Annotated in this window: 23 protein-coding genes; 19 read left to right on the top strand and 4 right to left on the bottom strand. The window is 60.9% G+C overall.

What is annotated here, in order from left to right:
• Positions 1-62: 62 nt before the first annotated feature.
• Entirely contained in the window at positions 63-794 is a 732-nt protein-coding gene (locus tag JKV55_RS20300) for an Ivy family c-type lysozyme inhibitor (protein ID WP_202088242.1), read from the bottom strand.
• Between the two features lie 346 nt (positions 795-1140).
• On the opposite strand from JKV55_RS20300, the gene JKV55_RS17890 reads away from it, so the two are divergent.
• Positions 1141-1683, top strand: coding sequence for a type 2 periplasmic-binding domain-containing protein (locus tag JKV55_RS17890; RefSeq protein ID WP_202088243.1), 543 nt, complete (start codon positions 1141-1143; stop codon positions 1681-1683).
• A 26-nt stretch (positions 1684-1709) separates the two neighbouring features.
• On the opposite strand, the gene mgtE is transcribed toward JKV55_RS17890, so the two are convergent.
• Positions 1710-3059 (bottom strand): magnesium transporter, encoded by a 1350-nt coding sequence (gene mgtE / locus JKV55_RS17895; RefSeq protein ID WP_202088250.1) that lies wholly within the window; start codon positions 3057-3059, stop codon positions 1710-1712.
• Positions 3060-3463: 404 nt separating this feature from the next.
• On the opposite strand from mgtE, the gene JKV55_RS17900 reads away from it, so the two are divergent.
• The 18 genes from JKV55_RS17900 to JKV55_RS17985 all read left to right on the top strand — a co-directional run bounded on the left by JKV55_RS17900 (position 3464) and on the right by JKV55_RS17985 (position 17331).
• Positions 3464-3691 carry a hypothetical protein gene (locus JKV55_RS17900; RefSeq protein ID WP_202088252.1) on the top strand — a complete coding sequence of 76 codons (228 nt, stop codon included), beginning with the start codon at positions 3464-3466 and terminating at the stop codon, positions 3689-3691.
• Between the two features lie 314 nt (positions 3692-4005).
• Positions 4006-5229 (top strand): tyrosine-type recombinase/integrase, encoded by a 1224-nt coding sequence (locus JKV55_RS17905; protein WP_202088254.1) that lies wholly within the window; start codon positions 4006-4008, stop codon positions 5227-5229.
• Positions 5230-5325: 96 nt separating this feature from the next.
• Positions 5326-6303, top strand: coding sequence for a hypothetical protein (locus JKV55_RS17910; protein WP_202088256.1), 978 nt, complete (start codon positions 5326-5328; stop codon positions 6301-6303).
• 99 nt (positions 6304-6402) lie between these two features.
• Positions 6403-6591, top strand: a complete 189-nt coding sequence (locus JKV55_RS17915) for a helix-turn-helix transcriptional regulator (protein WP_202088258.1) — start codon at positions 6403-6405, stop codon at positions 6589-6591.
• A 12-nt stretch (positions 6592-6603) separates the two neighbouring features.
• A complete protein-coding gene (locus JKV55_RS17920) occupies positions 6604-7080 on the top strand; it encodes a hypothetical protein (RefSeq protein WP_202088260.1) in 477 nt (158 codons plus the stop codon).
• A 312-nt stretch (positions 7081-7392) separates the two neighbouring features.
• The gene (locus JKV55_RS17925; protein WP_202088262.1) at positions 7393-7563 is read left to right on the top strand and encodes a host cell division inhibitor Icd-like protein; all 171 of its coding nucleotides are present in this window, start codon (positions 7393-7395) and stop codon (positions 7561-7563) included.
• Entirely contained in the window at positions 7560-7838 is a 279-nt protein-coding gene (locus JKV55_RS17930) for a hypothetical protein (RefSeq protein WP_202088264.1), read from the top strand. Before JKV55_RS17925 ends, JKV55_RS17930 begins: the two co-directional genes overlap by 4 nt.
• Positions 7835-8236 (top strand): hypothetical protein, encoded by a 402-nt coding sequence (locus JKV55_RS17935; RefSeq protein ID WP_202088265.1) that lies wholly within the window; start codon positions 7835-7837, stop codon positions 8234-8236. Before JKV55_RS17930 ends, JKV55_RS17935 begins: the two co-directional genes overlap by 4 nt.
• Positions 8233-8850 carry a hypothetical protein gene (locus JKV55_RS17940; protein ID WP_202088266.1) on the top strand — a complete coding sequence of 206 codons (618 nt, stop codon included), beginning with the start codon at positions 8233-8235 and terminating at the stop codon, positions 8848-8850. The genes JKV55_RS17935 and JKV55_RS17940 overlap by 4 nt, the downstream gene beginning before the upstream one ends.
• Positions 8851-8859: 9 nt before the next feature.
• Entirely contained in the window at positions 8860-10263 is a 1404-nt protein-coding gene (locus JKV55_RS17945) for a helix-turn-helix domain-containing protein (RefSeq protein ID WP_202088268.1), read from the top strand.
• Positions 10264-10648: 385 nt separating this feature from the next.
• Positions 10649-10954, top strand: coding sequence for a type II toxin-antitoxin system RelE/ParE family toxin (locus tag JKV55_RS17950; RefSeq protein ID WP_202088270.1), 306 nt, complete (start codon positions 10649-10651; stop codon positions 10952-10954).
• On the top strand, positions 10947-11243 hold the full coding sequence (locus JKV55_RS17955) for an addiction module antidote protein (protein WP_202088272.1): 297 nt from the start codon (positions 10947-10949) through the stop codon (positions 11241-11243). Before JKV55_RS17950 ends, JKV55_RS17955 begins: the two co-directional genes overlap by 8 nt.
• Positions 11244-11250: 7 nt before the next feature.
• On the top strand, positions 11251-11424 hold the full coding sequence (locus JKV55_RS17960; RefSeq protein WP_202088274.1) for a hypothetical protein: 174 nt from the start codon (positions 11251-11253) through the stop codon (positions 11422-11424).
• A gap of 677 nt (positions 11425-12101) precedes the next feature.
• Entirely contained in the window at positions 12102-13004 is a 903-nt protein-coding gene (locus JKV55_RS17965; RefSeq protein ID WP_202088276.1) for a hypothetical protein, read from the top strand.
• Between the two features lie 990 nt (positions 13005-13994).
• The gene (locus JKV55_RS17970; protein WP_202088278.1) at positions 13995-14588 is read left to right on the top strand and encodes a hypothetical protein; all 594 of its coding nucleotides are present in this window, start codon (positions 13995-13997) and stop codon (positions 14586-14588) included.
• Positions 14589-14948: 360 nt separating this feature from the next.
• On the top strand, positions 14949-15149 hold the full coding sequence (locus tag JKV55_RS17975) for a hypothetical protein (RefSeq protein ID WP_202088280.1): 201 nt from the start codon (positions 14949-14951) through the stop codon (positions 15147-15149).
• A 12-nt stretch (positions 15150-15161) separates the two neighbouring features.
• Positions 15162-16799: a hypothetical protein gene (locus tag JKV55_RS17980; protein ID WP_202088282.1), complete on the top strand. Its 1638-nt coding sequence runs from the start codon at positions 15162-15164 to the stop codon at positions 16797-16799.
• Between the two features lie 211 nt (positions 16800-17010).
• Positions 17011-17331: a Rha family transcriptional regulator gene (locus tag JKV55_RS17985; protein WP_202088284.1), complete on the top strand. Its 321-nt coding sequence runs from the start codon at positions 17011-17013 to the stop codon at positions 17329-17331.
• Between the two features lie 127 nt (positions 17332-17458).
• On the opposite strand, the gene fis is transcribed toward JKV55_RS17985, so the two are convergent.
• A complete protein-coding gene (gene fis / locus JKV55_RS17990) occupies positions 17459-17758 on the bottom strand; it encodes a DNA-binding transcriptional regulator Fis (protein ID WP_094038614.1) in 300 nt (99 codons plus the stop codon).
• Positions 17759-17783: 25 nt separating this feature from the next.
• Positions 17784-18749 (bottom strand): tRNA dihydrouridine synthase DusB, encoded by a 966-nt coding sequence (gene dusB, locus JKV55_RS17995; protein WP_202088290.1) that lies wholly within the window; start codon positions 18747-18749, stop codon positions 17784-17786.
• Positions 18750-18972: the final 223 nt, after the last annotated feature.

An 18972-nucleotide genomic window follows, 5' to 3' on the forward strand; every position in this document is an offset into this window, starting at 1 on the left:
CGCTATATCGCCGGCCAGATACTGCCGGTATCCCCGGAGGCCCTGGCCTGAGCCCGGTCCGATCAGTTGCCGTTAAACATGGCTTCCATGGCGGCTTCCTTGTCGTTGCCGGCCGCAGGGGAGGCGCTGTCGGGCTTGGGAGCCGGGGCACTTTCCAGCTGCTGCAGCTGTTGTTCCGCCGCCCGCAGCTTGGCCCTGGCTTCGGCCAGTTCGGCCTGTAGCTGGCCAAGGGGCGGCTCCCCGGTTGCCGCCGGCAGGGCCTGGGCTGACGGGGCCAACTGCTGCGGTGCCAGTACCGTGGCCGGCGGGGAACTCTCGGGTCCGGCCAGGGGCAGCAGCGCCGGCGCCGTGTTGTGGTTCAGCCAGTCCTGCATGGCGGCGGGCCATACGGCCGCCCGGCCGGTATGGGATTCGGTGAACACCTTGGTCTGCTCGCCGGTATTGAGCAGGGCCGCCATCTGGTTGGTTTCCGAGTTCCATACCAAGCCGGCTCGCTCCGGTCCTTCCAGCGGGCTATAACGGGAAGCCAGGTAGAACAGCGGGCCTTCCTGCTGCAATTCGGTCGCGGTGCGCAGCAGGTCCACCGTGGTGTCGTAATGGGGCCCGAGCAGGCCAGTCATCCGGGTCTTGATCACCGGTTGCTCGAACAGGTTGGTGGTGTTGGGGTCCAGCCCCACCAGGGGTTTGAGCAGGGCCCACATCAACTGGCCCTGGCCCATGGCCAGCATGGGGGCCACACAGGCGCTCAGCAACAGGCTGAGCGCAGCCGCTTTCAACAGGGTTAACAGACGCATCTGAGAATCCATTTAATTTATGAAAAAACAAAGGTTTACCTATACGGGTCCGACGCAAGGCCGCGATCCATGGAGCAGGCGGGCGCACGTTACCATAAATTGGCCAAAAAGAGGCCAGGAGGGGGAAAAAATAGTACCCTATCCGCTGGCAAGGTTCCGGGAAAGCCCTGCCGATTCAATGGCAAAGGCTGTTTTTTCGGCGGCGGGGGCGAGCGGTGGCGATGCGACAGCCCCTGCGTTTGGCGGTGCTCATCGTGTCTTATGGCCGGCCCAGCGGCTGGCCGACACGAAAGGCATGATCCCGGGGCGACTTTTGGGCATTCTTGGCCCTTTTCAGGAGGCGGCGATGACGTGGATAGCAAGACTGGGAGCCGTGTTGGCGCTGTTACTGAGCGCCTGTGGCGGCGAGCCCCAGCGGGAAATCCGCCTGCTTAGTGGTGAACAATACCAGGAACTGGCCAGCAGCCATATGGCCGCTGCCGTGCTGGAGCGGGCCGGCTTCGAGGTGAGCATCAGCCGGGCCAACCTCGGTCAGAGCTGGCAGCGGCTGTGGGCCGGCGAGGCGGATGCCAGCTTGAGCATCTGGATGCCCGAGGCCTCGTCGCCCTTTGTGGCGCGATTCTTCGAACGGCTGCATGATCTGGGACCCAACTATCTGGGACCACGGTTGGAGGAAGGGGATTGGCCCGAAGGCGACAGGCCCCATACCCTGGCCCGCCGGGCCCTGGAGCGGAGTGCGCCCGAGGCGCTGGCGCTGCTGGCGGCCATGCGCTGGCAGCAGGAAGATCTGGAGTGGGTGCTGGTCGAGTGGCAGCAAGGTGGTGATTGGGAGCTGGCAGCCAAAGGCTGGCTGGCACAACGCCAACTCCCGGTGCTGCCGACCGAATAAATTCGAGCGGCCTTGAGGTCGAGGCCTCAGGCCGGCAGGCCCAGCAGGCTGGTGGCGATGCCGAAGTAGATCAGTACCCCGCTGGCGTCGGCGATGGTGGTGACCAGGGGGGCGCTGGCGGTGGCCGGATCCCAGCCCAGCCGGTTGAGGACAAAGGGCAGGCTCATACCGATCAGGCTGCCGACCATGACGATCACCAGCATGCTTAATGCCACCACCAGGGCGATATCGGGTCCGCCACGGAAAGTGCCGAGCAGAGACACCGCCAGCGCCATGGTCAGGCCCAGGCCGGTGGCCACTATCATCTCCCGTCCCAGCAGCTTGCCCCAGTCCGCCAGCCGCACGTCGCCGGTGGCGATACCGCGCACCATCAGGGTGGCGGCCTGGGAACCGGCGTTGCCGCCGCTGTCGATCAGCAGGGGCAGGAAGAACACCAGCACTATGTAGGCCTCGATGGTCTCCTCGAAATGGGCGATGCCGGCGCCGGAGAAGATATTGGCGAACACCAGCAGCACCAGCCAGACGATGCGCTTGCGGTACAGGGTGAACAGGCTGGCGTTGCGCAGGCCGCCTTCCAGCTTGCCGATGGTGCCGCCCTTGTGGATGTCTTCGGTGGCCTCTTCCTCGGCTACGTCCATGGCATCGTCGTAGGTGATGATGCCCACCAGCCGCTGCTCGGCGTCCACCACCGGCAGGGCCAGCAGGTCGTAGCGGCTTATAAGGCGGGCCACTTCTTCCTGGGGCAGATCGACCTCGGCCTGCACCAGCTCGGTGGTCATCAGCGCCCGCACGCTGGAGGCGGGGCTGTTGAGGATCAGCTCCCGCAGGGACAGGGTGCCGACCAGCCGGCGACGCTCGTCCAGCACATAGAGCTGGTAGATGGTCTCGGCGTCCGGCGCGGTCCGGCGCACCAGGGCCAGGGCCTCGGCCACCTTGGCCTGCTCGGGGATGGTGACATAGTCGGTGGTCATCAGGGCGCCGGCGGTGCCTTCTCGGTAGCTGGCCAGGCGGCGCACGTCCTCCCGCTCTTCCCGGGCCAGGTGGCGCAAGGTGGCTTCCTGCCTCGGCTCGGGCAGCAGGTTGAACAAGTCAGCCCGTTCGTCGGCGGGCATGGGGGTCATGAGTCCGGCCAGTTCCCGCTCCGGCATCAGCCGGGCCAGGTTCAGCTGTTGTTCCTGCTCCAGGTAGCCGAAAGCCTCGGCCCGCTCCGGCAGGGGCAGGTGGCGCAGCAGCTCCAGGGAAGCGGCCGGGTTTTGCTGGGTGATAAAATCGGCCAGATCCGCCGGCTGCAGCTCGGCGATCAGATGGGTGATGGCGTTGTCGTCGTTGCGGGCCATGGCGGCACGCAGCGCTTCGGACAGAATGGCGTAGGTCATCTTTGTCTCCTGGGCCGGGGCTGGCCGGCCGGGAGACATCGGCCGTCAGGGGCGCAGCAGTCTCGCGGGCAGTCCCAGCCCCCGACCTGTCATAGGCTCGGAAGTGGTTGTCTGTAAGCTACAACTACTGGGTTCCATGAGTATCTCTACCGTGATGCCGGAGATTCGGCGCGCATACCCTACCCCTTGCCGGCATGGAATGCAAGACCAAAGACGCTATGGCAGATGCTCTGGCCCCTGGAGTTGCCGACGAGGGGCTACCTAAAAGCAGCCTTCGGCCTGTGTCGGCAGGCGCCGACGTATGGGCGCTATCCGAGTTACCAGCCGAGTTCTCTCATGCACATGAAATAGGCATTATGGCTCCGTCTGCCAGGTGAGGCACCGGGGAGGGGGGCGCTCGCGGTGTGGAGCTGGACGGACGCCTGCCCCATGGCGGCTTGGTTGCAGCGCTGACTATCGGCCAGGAGCCGCTGTTCATTTGTCTCTATTGGGGATTGATGGGCGCAACCCATCAAAAGCAGGCCCATCAGGCCGGGGGCGAGGAGGTTTTTCATGGCACAGTTCCTTCTGGTTACCATGTTGTTCAGTGTAGCCAGATTATGGTGATCATGCCTGATGTCGAACCGGGTTGATGGCCAGCCGGAGCTCCGGGCCGCCGCCGCATGGGCGTGGCCTTGCTGCCTCGGCCTGGCGCAGAAAAAAGGCACCGGGGTGACCGGTGCCTTCGAATTCAATGCCTTGACCGATGTTTGATCAGTTCATGCCGTATTACCACATAACCTGTTTCAGTGCTGTTCATGTCATTCCATGTTGATTAACGCAACCATTTGACAGGTAAGGAATTAGTTGGCTTTTGTGGCTCATATTGTTTCATGTTGATTCCCTTATTTTCTGTGAAACACTATGATTGGGGTATCACACAGGGTATCACATGACATGGTGAAGCATGGCCACCAACCAGCTGAACGACAACAAGATAAAGGGACTGATCCGCAAGCCGCCCGAGCGGGAAACCTGGATTACCGATGGTGACGGGTTATCCGCCCGGCTGATCAAGTCGGGCTCCTTGTCCTGGTATTTCCGCTATCGGCTGGGCGGCAGGGGCGGAAAACTGGAGCGGCTGCTGCTGGGCAAGTACCCGGAGCTGTCCCTGGCCGCCGCCCGCAAGCTGCGTGACCAGTGCCGGGAGTGGCTGGCCAACAACGAGGATCCCCGCTTCAAGCTCAATGCTACCGCCCAGGAAGCGCTGAAGCCGGTCACGGTACGGGATGCCCTGGAATACTGGCTGGATAACTACGCCGCCCACAACCGCACCAACCACGACAAGCACCGGCGCCAGCTCGAGATCCATATCTTCCCCCAGATCGGCAAGTTGCCGCTCAACCTGGCCGACCGCCGCCAGTGGCTCACCGCTCTGGAGCGGATCAGCCATAACGGTGCCCCCGTGGCCGCCGGCTATGTGCTGCAGATGTGCAAGCAGGCGCTGCGCTACTGCGAGCGCCGCGGCTACGCCACCAGCACCGCCCTGGAAGGGCTGACGATACCGGACGTGGGCAAGAAGCAGGGCAAGCGGGACCGGGTGCTCACCGATGCCGAGCTGGGCGGCCTGTGGCGCTGGCTCGATAACAACGGCGTCCAGCCCTATTACCGAGATTTGCTCAGGCTGATCACCGCGTTCTGTGCCCGCACCCAGGAGATCAGGCTTTCAACCTGGGCTGAATGGGATCTGGAGGCCCGGCTGTGGACGGTACCCGAGGCGAACAGCAAGACCGGCACCCGCATTATCCGGCCCATACCCGAACGGGTGATCCCCTGGCTGGAAGAAATGCGCCGCTCCAATGGTGGCCCTTACCTGTTGGGCCAGCTCAAGAAGCCCGAGGCCGTGAGCCAGCAGGGCCGCACCTTCCACAAGCGGCTGAAGCACCGGGAGCCCTGGACGTTGCACAACTTGCGGCACACCTTCATCACCAAAAACGCCGACCTGGGCGCCCCGCCCCATGTGGTGGAGCTGCTGGCCGGCCATGAACTGGGCGGCGTGTTCGCCGTGTACAACCGCAGCCAGTACCTGCCGGAAAAGCTGGAGGTGCTGAATCGCTGGCTCGACCGCCTGGAGCTGCTGGCCGAGGAGCCGGACAACGTGATCCCGGCCTCGTTCAACCGCACCGCATAACCGAGTTTGCCGGGAATAGGGGGACGCCCCGAAAAGCTGGTGAACCCTGCCAGCCTGCCCCGGCACCTTTTTCAGGGCCGCAGAGGTAGCGATAACATGTCAAAGCTGTTCCAGCTCAAGAAATGGCTGACGGTGCCAGAAGCAGCCGACAGGCTTAGTAGCTCTTTTGGTGAGAAGGTGACTGAAGCGGATGTGCTTAGGCTTGCATTGGATGGCCATCTTATCTTATCCGTATCTTTTCCAAACAAAGCGGTGTCTAAAAAGAGAGCGGAGGTCGACGAGGATTACTCTAATCTGGTTGCCAGGCTTCTCATGGGAGAGCTGAGGAAAGAGGCTGCTAGCTTATGTGATCCTCTTATGCTTGATATCTTGGTTGAGCATTTTAAGCTGAGTGCTCATGTCGCAGATTTTATTATTAAAAATAATTTCACGGATCTTATCTCACCCTATAAATATACCGCGGTTGTGAGTTTGGGCGAGGGTGGCGAGGTTTTTGATCTTCCTCTGATCGGAGCTGAACGGCTTGATGTTGAGCACCGCTATCAGATGCTGACAGGTGGCCCCGAGATTACCTTGCACTGTTTGGAGGGGGTCTTTGTTATAGATGCTGGGGGTGATTACTACCAGTTGCAAGATCGGTTCAGTGATCTTCCCAGTGACAAGCTCCCCAGTTTTGAGCGGCCAAAGCCTTTTAGCGAAAGGGATTACTACCCTGCCGCGACATTGCCGGAAGATGCCTTGTGGGTGGTGCGCACCAAGGCTCTGCTGGACCTTGAAAGCCGTATTCTACAGGGGGAAGAAACGGACTCGCCGGCAGGTAAAAGCCAGACCAAGCCGCTTATCAATGAAGATCGTTGGTTTGATGTGCTGGGCGTGATGGCCGTCCTGCTCTACGAAAACACCGATGATCCCCGGATGAGGAAGGGCGAAAACAACATCAACATGGCGGGCATCAAAGGGGCTGTCATCGACAAGGCCCAGAAGCTGGGATTGACTGCCGAGCGCCTGGATAACCTGAATAAGGACATTTCCGCCGCCCTCAAAATCCTGCAGTACCCGCCACCGAAGAACTGAATTCTTGTCAGCCAAGAATATTCTTGGCACCTGACAAGAATCCCCCACCGGCAAAGCACAGAATCCCTCTGTAACAACAAGCAACCCACGGGGGGATTTATGGACGCTATACATCAAGACCGTTTGTTAAACGTAAAGCAGGTTCAAGCTCTGGTACCCGCCAGCCGGGTATCGATCTGGCGATGGGAGAAAGCCGGCAAGTTTCCAAAAAGCGTAAAGCTGGGCGGCGTGACCCGCTGGCGCGAGTCGGATATTCAAAAATGGATTTCCGGCCTGAAGGCCGCATAAGGGGGACGCCGCATGACCGACAGCAAAAAGGGCCTGAACTCCGCACGAGTCCAAGCCCTTCAACACAGCAGCATAACGCTCGGTAATGGTAGCACCGGCACCGAACGGGAGCCAGTGAGCAGCCCGGCAACAATTCGGGAGCGGGTTGCCTTATTCCTGGCCGAGTCTCCTGAGGGCGTGACCGTGCTCAGTATGCTGAACAATAGCGGGGCCACGTCCAGCCGGAATATACCGTCGCTGCTTGAGCGTGAGCTGGGGATTAAACTGGATGCTGGCCAGGATGCCAACGGCACCAACGAAGGGCGGCATAACCGCTGGCGGATTCAGACCCGGGCCGACTGCCTCAAGGTGCTGGCGGATGTAAACCGCCAGCGGCGAAAGCGCAATGCGCCGCCCTTGTCGCCGGAACGAATGACCCGCATTGCCGGCCGCTACCCTGATTTATCCACCATCACTGCAGCTACTACCGCGGCCACCGCCAGCGCCTGACCCGGAGCTTTCCCCATGATCCGCTATTCCCACGAGGGGGCATTGTGTCCCCCGGTTTCCCTGTGTATCATCGCCAGTGCTGGCTTAAGCAACCAGCAAGGCAGGCGGATTAAGCACCCGCAGGCTGTGACTCACATAGGACAATCTGAACCCCATTCCCCCACGGCGGCCAATCATGGCGGCTGTGACTCCCCTGTTTCGGGGGCATGGGTCGGGAGCCAAAGAAAACGCCCCCGCTGTGCTTTCCTATGTGAGCACTGCTTTGCGGCTACCCGATCCGCCTATGTCGCATTGCACATAGGAACCATCATCATGATCTACACCTTTCTGATCGTTGCCCAAGGCCGCAAGCTGGCCGAGCTTTCCCGCATTCGCACCATTTCCGCCTATGGCCGCACCGAAGCCGAGGCCCGCGCCTACCTGGCCGGCCTGCCGCTGGTGTTTGCCGGTCGCCGCCCTGCCGGGCAGGAGGTGGCAGCATGAGCGCTATTACCATCACTCGCACCCTGACCAAGGCAGATGCCGAGAAACACATTGCCCGCCACCATACCCGGGTAGCGAATATCGGCGTTGGCATCAAGGCCCTGGGGGAGATGCTGACTGGCATTGATCCGGAGGTAGGGATCGACACTGACCTGGCGAGCGATACCGGCCACCTACTCCATGAAGTGGGCCAGGTGATCGTCGACTCTCTCAACGAGATTGCCGAGATAGAGAAAGCGCTGATGCTGGCGCGGGAAACAGGGGGCCGGAAATGAAACCCTTCACCGAGTTTTGCCAGCGTTACCAACTGGACCCGGCCACCCAGGACGCCCAGGAGCAATACGCCGAATACCAGCGCCAGCTTGAGCTGTTCCGCTCTGCCGCCGACAGTTCCCGCCGCCCGCTCGAGTTTATCATCTGCTGTACCACGATAGAGGGTGACGTTCATGGCTACGGGCCTTTCCTGGCCTACGGCAAAAGCCAAAACGAGATCGTCACTGAGGCCAGCGCTGCCCTGGCCGGCTCTACCTATGTGGAGAGGGCCGTTCACTTCACCACCCGGCTTGATGATGACGGCGAGGTGATCCCCCCGTTCGGGTATGGCCGAGCGCCGAAGGTCTGGCTTGGTGCCCAGAGCCTGCGCGGCGCCTGGCAGAAAGGGGGCGACGAATGAGCGAGCACCCGCATTACGCCCAGGGGGCTTTCACCATCGAGCTGACGGTGTTCAACCGCTGGCCATTCCGGCTGGGCCCCTTCCATACCGGCGCCAGCGAAGGCGAGCTTGTGGCAGAGCTGGCGGCCCTGCTCGATGGGCTGCCATGCCGGCTGGACGGCCTGGACTGTTACGACCACACCGAAGTACTGCAGGCTGAGTACCTGGCGCCCTGGCGGGGCCGGGATACCCTGCTGGCGCACGGGCTGAGGGCCAAGCCGTGGGGCGAACCCTTTGTGCCTGCCGATCTGCCGCTGCTGCGCGGCCTGCTGGCCCATCGTTACCATGAACATTACCAGGGTGCTCTCCCTGGCGAACGGGCCGGGCTACCCATGGACCCCGACACTTTGCGCCTAGCCATGCAGGATCATATTGAAGGAACCTTGGTGGCGGCCCTGGGACGGGAGCAGGGCGAACAGCAGGCCCTTGCCCTGTACCTGGGCATGATGGGAGCGAGCGGTCTTTCTCCAGTAGCGTTGGAAGTGCTGGATGCGCTGCTGGCGGAGCTGGCCGAGACCGCGCATGGTCATCTGCCTGCTATCGAGTCGGGCCGGTCCCGAGCCGTGTTGCACTGAGGGGGCCGGATGAACGCACAGCGTAAAGCCAGGCTGAACCAGTATGCCCTGGACTTCGGTCCCCGGGAGCATGTCCGGCTGATCCACGGTGCCCCTGGCGCCAAGGCGAGCCATATCGCCATTGCCGTGAACGGCGAGTGCTGGCGGGAGTTCAGCCATCCGCCGGTGCTGGCGCCTGATGAAGCCGAGCGGCTGGCCGCCATCGGCGCCGCGGATGTGTACCTGAGCCAGAACGGGATCGCCCCCTTCCGCCGGCGCAGCGTGGCCAACATCACCCACCTGAACGCCTGCTTTGTGGATCTGGACACCTACCAGATCCCGGCCCTGGTCGGGCTGAGCTACCGGGAGCGCTTACAGGCCGTGCTGGAGAATGCGGGGGATTTACCCTTGCCGACCCTGGCCGCCGACAGTGGCCGGGGCATCTACCTGATATGGGCGCTTAAGGCGCCCTTTTTCATCGGTACCGACAAGGGCAAAGGCAGCGCCCAGGCCGAGCTGAGAACCAAGATCCTTGGCCGCTGGCAACGGGTGGAGGATCTGCTTATCCGGCGGCTGGCGGACTTTGGCGCCGATCCCAAGGCACGGGACGCCGCCCGGGTGCTGCGGCTGGCCGGCAGTGTGAACCAGCGCAACGGCCACCAGGTGAGTTATGCGCAGCTGGCGCAGCCCGTAGACTTCGCCGAGCTGGAGCGGCCCTTGCTCCGGTGGTACGAGCGCACTTACCCGGCCCCGGTGAAGCGGGCCCCGGGCGAGCGCCGGCAGCCAGAGGGGAACCGGCAGAGCGTGAGGCAGTTGCTCAATGCCCGCACCCTGGCCGCCGCCCGAATGGAGGATCTGAAAACCCTGGCGGCCCTGCGGGAAGGGCTGAGTGATCACAGGGCCCGGGCCCTGTTTGCCTTTGCCCAGGCCGCCGCCGACTTCTGCCACGACGAGCGGACGCTACTCAGGGAGTGCCAGCAGTACGCCGCCGAATGCTTCAACGACCCGCACGGCAAGTATGCTCTCGAGCGGCTGCCGGTGCGGCTGGGCGCCCTGCTGGCGCGATTTCGGGAGAGCGTGGGGCACCCGGCCAGCAGCGGGCAGAACCAGCGTTACCGGTTGACCAATGTCCGCATTATCGACGACCTGGCCATTACCGAGCAGGAGCAGGCCCACATGCTGACCCTGATCGGCAAGCCGGAGAAACTTTTACGGCATGCCAAACGAATGGAGAAGCGCAGAAGAAGCCAGGGTATCAGGGCTGCCGCCCAGTATCAGCAGGAGCGCCAGCGCACCCAGGTGGAACGCCGGCAGCGAGCGCGGGAGCTGGCCGCCCAGGGCTTGAGCCGGCAGCAAGTGGCCGAGCGGCTGGGGATCTCAACCAAGACCGTACAGCGGGCGCTGAATGCCTGGAGCTGTGAGGGGGTGAAATGATGTGTCCCCTTATATGGTCAGCCGGGTAGAGGTGGACATGATGTGTGCTCTTATATGTTTATATACCAGCCCTTTGTCATTAAGGGGATTCCCAAGGGGTGGCATCACAATTGGTCGCCGGCGGCGAAATTTGGGCGAAAAGGCCAACAACGACCGCGGTACCTCACTACCGGCACCGCGTGCCGGGCGGCTTGGCCGGCAACGCCGGCGAACGCAGCCGGGAGCCACAGGCAAGAAAAAGCCCTGACGCTGGGCAGGCTTCAGGGCTTTGGCCGTGTGGACTGGGTTCACGGGCTGAGTCGCAGCATAACAGCCATGGCCGCCCGGGTGAATCCCATGCCTGTGTCTGTTGTTCCTGTGTGGGTTATAAACTACAATTCACGCCATGAAGGTGATCGAATCAACCAAGTTCCGGCAGTGGCTGAAGAAGCTGAAGGACGATACCGGCAGGGCCCGGGTAGTGTCCCGGATCAACCGGCTGGCTGCCGGCCTGGCCGGCGACGTGGCCCCGGTGGGGCAGGGCGTCAGCGAACTGCGTATTCACTACGGGCCGGGCTACCGGGTTTACTACTACCAGCAGGGTGAGGTGCTGGTGTTGCTGCTGTGCGGTGGCGACAAGGGCAGCCAGCGCCGGGATATCGAGACCGCTCACCAGATATTGAAGGAATGGAGGGAACAGCACCATGGCTGAAGCATTCACCGAGTTCGACCCCGCCGAGTACCTGAGCAGTCCGGAGGCCATCGCCGAGTTTATCGCCGATGCGCTGGAGACCGGGGACGCTGCCTATATCTCCAAGGCGATCGGCATTGCCGCCCGTGCCAGGGGCATGAGCGAGCTGGCCAGGGAAACCGGCCTGTCCCGCGAGCAGCTTTACCGGAGCTTCAGCGAGCGGGGCAATCCGACCCTGAGGACCATCATGGCGGTGACCAAGGCGCTGGGTGTGGACATTACCGCCCGGGCTCATGTTGAGCAGCATTGACCACGCCATGAAGCCCAAACGGCAATTGCCCGCCGGCGAGAAAATCCCCAGGCTGCTGACCCTTGATGAGATCGAGTCTCTACGGCAGGACAATCATCGTCGTCACAAGGCGAACGTGGAAATGCTGAAGACCATGGACTTGTCCCGGTTGATGCCTGATAACGAAAAGCCGGCTGGCTGAGAGATGGGTTCTTCATTATGTGAAGGAAAACCCCGGCAGTCACCAGTCCAGAGGGCTGCAATTGCCCAAGGAGGGTGACCGTCGAGGTCTTAAGCAAAGCATACTAAGCGCTATCGGTGCCGGCAACACGATGTAATGCCTGGGGGCATAAGCAAAAGCCCCCGAAGTGCTACACGTACCAGGCTACAATTGCCTCCGGAGGTAGCAGAACAGGGGCTTCCGAGGGAATTGTAGTTCCTTGATAGGGGATGGACAACGCCAATCAACCTCACCCCCTCAAACTGGAGTAACACCCCTAAAAGGGGGGTAAAAACACCCCCAAGTCGGGGGTATTTGCCAAAACGACCCCAAACCGGGGTCGAAAAACAACCCCAAACTGGGGTCGAAAAACAACCCCAAACTGGGGTCGCTTACCGGTGCTGTATGGATATACAGTTCTTGTTGCTGTCTCTTGGCCGGCCCTGCCTACCACCTGCCGGCCTTTCCCGCCGAGCTCTCGAATGGCTCCCCGTCGAACGCGGTCCCTTTACTACGAAACTTTCGTAGTAGCCGGTCCTGCTTCACCGCTGAAATCCCAGCGTTGGCCACCCTGATTTGTCAGGCGTTATGCCGAATTGAAACCACCAGATTCAAACGATGATACAATCACCACATTGAAACCACCGGATTCAAACTACATGGCCAGACCCAGCACCACCACCACCGAACAGCGCCAGCAAATCATCGAGCTGAAGCGCCGCCATTCCTTCACCGAGGTCGCCGCGCTGCTTGGCCTGCCCGTTGGCACCGTGAAGACCATAGCCCGGCGCTCGGGCGCATTCAGCGACAACCCCAAGCACCGGGAGCTGTTCACCCTGCCGCCCCTGCAAGGCACCACAGCCACCAGCGTGGCCGCCGTGATGCTGCCGGAGCAGCGGGCCGTGACCGGGGATAAGGAGCTGGACGCCGTGCTGTGGCTGCGCGAGACCATCCAGAGCGGCAACCCGGCGCTGATAGATAAGGCTCTGGCCGCCGCCGAGCGCATCAAGACCCCGCCCAGGGAGCTGGAAAGCCGCTATGCCCAATACCTGCTTGCCAGCACCGGCAACACCCTGACCGCCGCTTTCGGCTCTATCGGCTTTGCTGACCTGCGAGAGCTGGCCGAGCGCACCAGAGCGAAGGCCATCAACCAAGCCGAGGCCGCCGCCCGGTTCGGTGATGATCCGGACATGATGACCGAGGCCGACCGCTTCTGTGTGCGTGTGCTGAAAGGCGTAAGGGCCGGCCGGCATGGCGGCATTGATGACAAGGACGCCGCCGCCCGGTTCCGCCAACACCCGGAGCTGGTGCCGCACACCCTGGAAGACTGCCTTCACGAGCTGGCTTTCTGGCATGACCTGTACCGGCTGCGCAATGCGGCCACGGACTGGGATGGGCCGGAAGAAGCGCATGCCCGCGAGCACTTCACCTTGTCATTGCTGGCCGAGATCCGCCCCCGCCACAAGGCCGAAGCCAAGACGGTATTGCGGTACCTGATCGACCATGACCGCAAGGACACCCAACGCTTTGACGCCACCCTGGAAAACCTGCTGAGCCTGTGATTTTCGGAAAACGCCGAAAAAGCCCGGACCTTTACAGATCCTGTAAAGCCTTCACAAGAACGGTAAACCTTTGCTCCCCAGGACGGGGGAGCATTCCCATCCACAATTTGTGGTTGGGATATAACGCCCCTTTGCTCCCCAAGACGGGGAGCATTCCCCGAAACAGGGAAACATTGTGGAGCGCAAACCACCGCCCAGGCTCCACAAGGGCTGTCGTTCGTGTGCCAAATTGGAACACGGGAAGGTGTACCAAAGCGGCACACAACCGGGCCGGGACCACTGCCGGGTTTTCGGCTGTGACACTGTCACCAAATCGGTGACACCCGGCAGCAACCCCGCTGTGTACCTGTTTCGGGTACATCGGAGCGATCGCACATAGAAGGCTGACGCAGCAGGGAGGGCGAAACGCCCACCCTACCGAACGCCCCCTACTTGGGGAGTGGGCGGGGTATCGTTCCTGGAAACGAGTCCCCAACACGCCAGCCAGAGCAGGGGGGATGGGACTATCCCGATATTCCCCGCGCGTATGGGTGCCCCGATTGCCGAACGCCGCCGGATGGAGCTGATCCAGGCGATGGAACGATATTCCCCGCGCGTATGGGTGCCCCGGATCAGGGCTCCCCTGGCCGGGCGACACATTGCCCGACACTTTACCCGACACATTCAAAGCCGGCTCCAGCCAGGCCTTGGGTGGCACCAGCGACACATTACCCGACAGTTTACCCGACACTTCCAAGCCCAGGGCAGGCCGGGCTGGAGCGGGGATCGGCGACAGTTCACCCGACAGCTCATCCGACAGTTCGGGCGACAGTTCAACAGGCAAGGGACGGGCGCAAAACCGCGCCGGTTTCAAAGCAGGATTTCCTCTTTGGTAGCCAACATCTGAAGTGCCATTCATGAGGCCATGATCACAGGTTGCGCCTGGAGCGATGATAGACTTGATTGGGTACGGATAAGATTGGGAAACACAGCAATAACAGGGAGTAACGAATGATAAAAGCCGGGCTAGCGTTAACAGTGTTCGCCACCCTTGCTGGGTGCGCATCAACAGATATAACCAGCTTCACCGACCCCGAGTTTATGGGGAAAAAGTACAACAGATTCCTTGTCGTCACCCCGGGTGTGAATCTTGAGTATGCGTCACTGCTTCAGGGGGCGTTATGCGGCGCCATTATCGAGAAGGGAGGGGGCTGTATCAGAGGTCTGGAGCTGTTTCCGCCAACTCGGGTTTATGAAGAGCAGGCTGTCACCAGCATGATCCAGCAAAAGGGGATAGATGGTTACCTGATCGTTGACTACGGCGGTAATGTTACCCGAGAGCACAACTTTGGTTATGTGGCCCAGGGCAATGCTAATGTCTGGGGGAACACAATAACCGCCTATGGTTCAGCCATTCCTATGAGCACGTTCAGTCGGAATGACGGATACCAGGTCACCCTTTTTGATACGGCAACCAACAAAAAATCGTGGGTTGGTGGGGCAAGCACTCATGCTCAGGGGCTGGCGAATGTAACCAATAGCGTATTTACGAGCAGTTTGGCCAAGGCACTGGCGGAGCAACTGAGTAAGGCTGGACATCTCTAGGGGTGCCTTTCCCTTCTGGGCTCACATTTTGATCAGGTCAGACCAGATTAGTGGTGCTGCGCAATCTGCTCTGACCAGTTGCGATCGGCGAACATAGACGGCGGCGGATGGAGTGGATGAAAGCCTTGCCAGCAAAGGGTTTGCTCCGCCTGCGCACTGCGCATCCAACTGCGCATCCAACTGCGCAGTTGCGCACAGCCAGTGCGCAACGCCAGCTGCCGGTAGCCAACAGCCCGTATTGCTTCGCCTCTCTCCCGGCGTTAGCCTGTCTCCATCATGGGATATTTGTCTATCACATGACCAACCAGCCCTGGCCTCACCGCCGGGGCTTTTTCGTTTCTGGCAGCAGGAGAAGAGATCGTGAGCAAGCAAGAAGACAGCGATGAGATTGCCTTGGCAGTCGACGAACTGATAACCGGCGGCCCTTTCGCCGCCGGCACCGGCAGCGGCATGAGTCGGGCCGAGTTCGATGACTACTTCAAGCGGCGGTTTCCCGAGCAATGGGCCGAGGGCCAACCGGCGCACACTCATATCAAAGACTATTCCACCCACACTCACTGAGAGGGCATCAACATGGCGGAAGGACTGGGTTCACTGGCCAACGGGTTCATTTCTGGTTTCCAGATGATGGACGGCTACCAACGGGGCAAGAAGGAAGATGCGCGGGCCGACAAGCTGATGGGGTTGCGCGAGCTGGAAAGCCAGCGCGACCACGACTACAAGCAATGGGACATGAAGCATACGGAAGGCAGGGCAAAGCGAAAGGATTTTGAGAGCGATAGAACCCATGATCAGGGGCTGAGGCAATTTGCCGCCGATCAGGATTACCGCAAGCGCACGCTTTCCTTGCAACAGCAGCAGGAGGCTCGCTTGGCCAGGGCGCAGCAGTTTGAGGTTGAGCAGGTGGAGCGGCAGCGGTTCCAGGAAGAGCACACGCCACTGTTTTCGGTGATTTATGAGAAAGCCGCCGCCGGCCAGCCGCTGACGGATGATGAAATGCGAATTGCCACCGATCCTCGCGCCGGCAAGTTCAACATTGGCCTGTACAACAGCGAGGCACTGCAGGCCGGGCAAACCGCACTGCGTGAGCTGGACGGCATCATCAAGCAAGGGGCAGCCGGTGAACTGGATGCCATGGAGCCCCAGGCGTTGCACCAGCGCATCAACAACCCGGCGATTGTCGACTCCATGAAGGTGATCAGCAAGGGTGACGCCAGCAAGGTAGTGGGCAAAATTGACCCCGCTACCGGCAAGCTGATCACCAAGGCCGAGTTCAGCGATTTCATGCCGCTGCCGCCGGGGGCGGACGGTGTGCCGCGCTTCGCCATCAACCTGGCGGTCACCTACGACGACGGCACTACCGAACGCAAGCCGGTCACCGAAGGCCGCAGCCCTGACCAGAACGACCCCATCAAGCACTTCACCATTCCCACGTTGGGTAACTACCTGGGGCAGCATACCTACCTGAGCCAGGCGGTAGTGAATAGCGGCATTCAGGAGAAGCTGGGCTTCACCGAAGGGCCGGACCACAAAGGCTACAAAGGCGCCGCCAAGGATTACCTGCTGGAGTCGGAAAAGGCGATCACCAGATTGGTCGGCTCCCGTGGATACCAGGATATGTCACCCGAGCAGCAGGAAGCCGCGCTGAAGCAAGTAACCGAACGGCGCGGTGAAGGACTGGGCAGCCTGCAGTCGCTCTATGGCATGGGCGGCAATGGCGATAAGCAAGGCGATCAACTAACGGCGTGGGCAGGAAAAGACCCCGATCGTCAGCAGTTCCTGCAGGCCCTGGCGCAACGAGGGGAACTGAAAAACCTGACCAGCAACCCGGCAGCGGTCGACGAGATCTACAACGAAATGCTGGCAGTGCAGGAAGAGCAGCAGCAAAACGCTGTGTACGCCGGCATCGAGGAGAAGATCATCGAGAAGGCTGGCAGGAGCGGCGGGAGCCCAAACCAGAGGGAGAGCGATCCTGTTAACCCGCTGGCCAGCGCCTGGCGCACAGGCAATAACCGCAGTGAACTTTGGGGATTGCAGCAAGCTGCCCTGGGTACCGAAGCTGCGCAGCAGCAGATGATGACTCAGGGGCGGCAAGATGGGCCGGTTAATCCCTCGGCCGCGGTGCGCGACTGGAGCCTGAGGGATTCGTATGATTTGCTTGAGGGGGCGGTAGGCCCCGCTGCCGCACAGCAGGTTTATATGAACCGATAAGCGCAAGGGCCACATGCGCCCCTGGAGCGATTACCGCTCCAAGACTGAGCGCCGAGTTCATAAGTTGGCGCTAGCCTCACTCGCCCCATACTACCCGGCTTACCTGGCTGGGTGAACTTCTCCCTCAATGGCCGGGTCCACCCCGGCTTCCCCTCAATGCCTGCCTCCAACGACCGCGCTACCGTAATTCCGGCCAGCCGGTGATCCGACCATGAGCAGCCGCGAGATTGCCGATCTGGTGGAATCCCGTCACGACAAAGTGAAGCAATCCATTGAGCGTTTGGCCGAAAGGCGCGTCATCATTTTTACCCCAGTGAGAGAAAAGCCTGCAGGAGGCCGCCCTGGAACGGCTTACCACGTCAACAAGCGCGACGGTTATGTGGTGGCTGCCCAGTTGTGCCCTGAGTTTACCGCTCGGCTGGTGGACCGTTGGCAGGAACTGGAGCAACAGGCCGTCACGCCAGTCATCCCCAATCCCCTCCTGACGCGATGCGCCTGGCTGCCGGCTGGTCTGGGGAGACTGAAGAGATAGGGAGAGAAAACCCGCCCTATGGGGTATCACACGGCACCGGGTATCACATGGGGTATCACATAAAGCAGAAAAGGCGCCCACCTTTCCGGTAAAGCGCCTTTGCTATCAATAGCTTGTGGCCAAGCTATCAGTTCATGCCGTACTTTTTCAGCTTCTTGCGCAGGGTGCCGCGGTTGATGCCCATCATGTTGGCGGCGCGGGTCTGGTTGCCGCGGGTATATTGCATGATCACGTCCAGCATGGGCGCTTCGACTTCGGCGAGGACCAACTCATACAGCTCGGTTACTTCCTGGCCGTTGAGCTGAGCCAGGTAATTGCGCAGGGCCTGCTCCACCGAGTTGCGCAGCGGGCGCTGGGTGGGCTGCTCGGAGGTCGGAGATTTAGTAGTAGTAACCAGTGCATCGGAAGTCGTAGTTTGTTCGAACATATTCGGTCTGCTCTTCTTTTGTTCGTTAAGCTATATTCGCGAAATACTGCTCCAGAGAGTCGAGCTGTTGCCCGGCCTCTTCGAGAGCGTTGAAATCACTGCGAAAGTCACGGCCCGCGTCACTCTCTTGCAGGTACCACCCCACATGTTTCCGGGCGATCCGTACGCCCATCGCTTTACCGTAAAACTCGTGCAGTGCGGCAACATGTTCCCGGATCATGGCCCGCTCCTGGTCCTTGGGAAGCGGTGCGGGAGTGGTGCCCTGCTCAAGATAGTGGCGGATTTCTCTGAAAATCCATGGCCGTCCCTGGGCAGCCCGGCCAATCATGATGGCATCGGCGCCGGTGTAATCCAGTACAAAACGCGCCTTTTCCGGGCTGTCGATATCCCCGTTGGCGACAACGGGAATGGAGACGGCTTGTTTTACTGCTCTGATGGTGTCGTATTCGGCTTCCCCCCTGTACATGCAGGCACGAGTGCGGCCATGCACGGCCAGGGCCTGAATACCGCAGTCCTCGGCGATACGGGCAATCTGCACGCCGTTACGGTGTTCCGGATCCCAGCCGGTACGAATCTTCAGGGTTACCGGTACCGACACTGCCTTGACCACGGCGCTGACGATAGACTCGACCAGTTCCGGGTATTGCAGCAGGGCGGAACCTGCCATCTTCTTGTTTACCTTCTTTGCCGGGCAGCCCATATTGATGTCGATGATCTGCGCGCCCTGGTCCACATTGAACCGGGCCGCCTCGGCCATCAATTCCGGATCGGCACCGGCTATCTGGACGGATCGGATACCGGTTTCACCTTCATGATCCATACGCCGACGGGACTTGTCGGATTGCCACACCCTGGGGTTGGACGACATCATTTCCGACACGGCCATTCCGGCGCCCATGCGCAGGCACAGGGTGCGGAAGGGTCTGTCGGTCACTCCGGCCATCGGCGCCACCAGCAGGGGTGCGGACAAGTTGTAAGGACCAATTTCCATGAGAATACGGCTGTCTCGGCTCAGGGTCGCGTATCTTACGCATTTTTTAGGAGGCTGAAAAGGTCACAAATTAACCGGCGCACATTTTTTTATAAGTCAAGATGCCCGGGCGTCTTTTGTGCGAAAAACCGGCTGAATACGCCTTTCTGGACAGACCTCTTACCCTTCGCGTCCAGTTAGGCTAAGATTCCTTTTCTAGATCCTAGATGACTGTTCTTATTAT

It is taken from the genome of Zobellella iuensis, from assembly GCF_016746085.1.
Lineage (GTDB): Bacteria > Pseudomonadota > Gammaproteobacteria > Enterobacterales > Aeromonadaceae > Oceanimonas > Oceanimonas iuensis.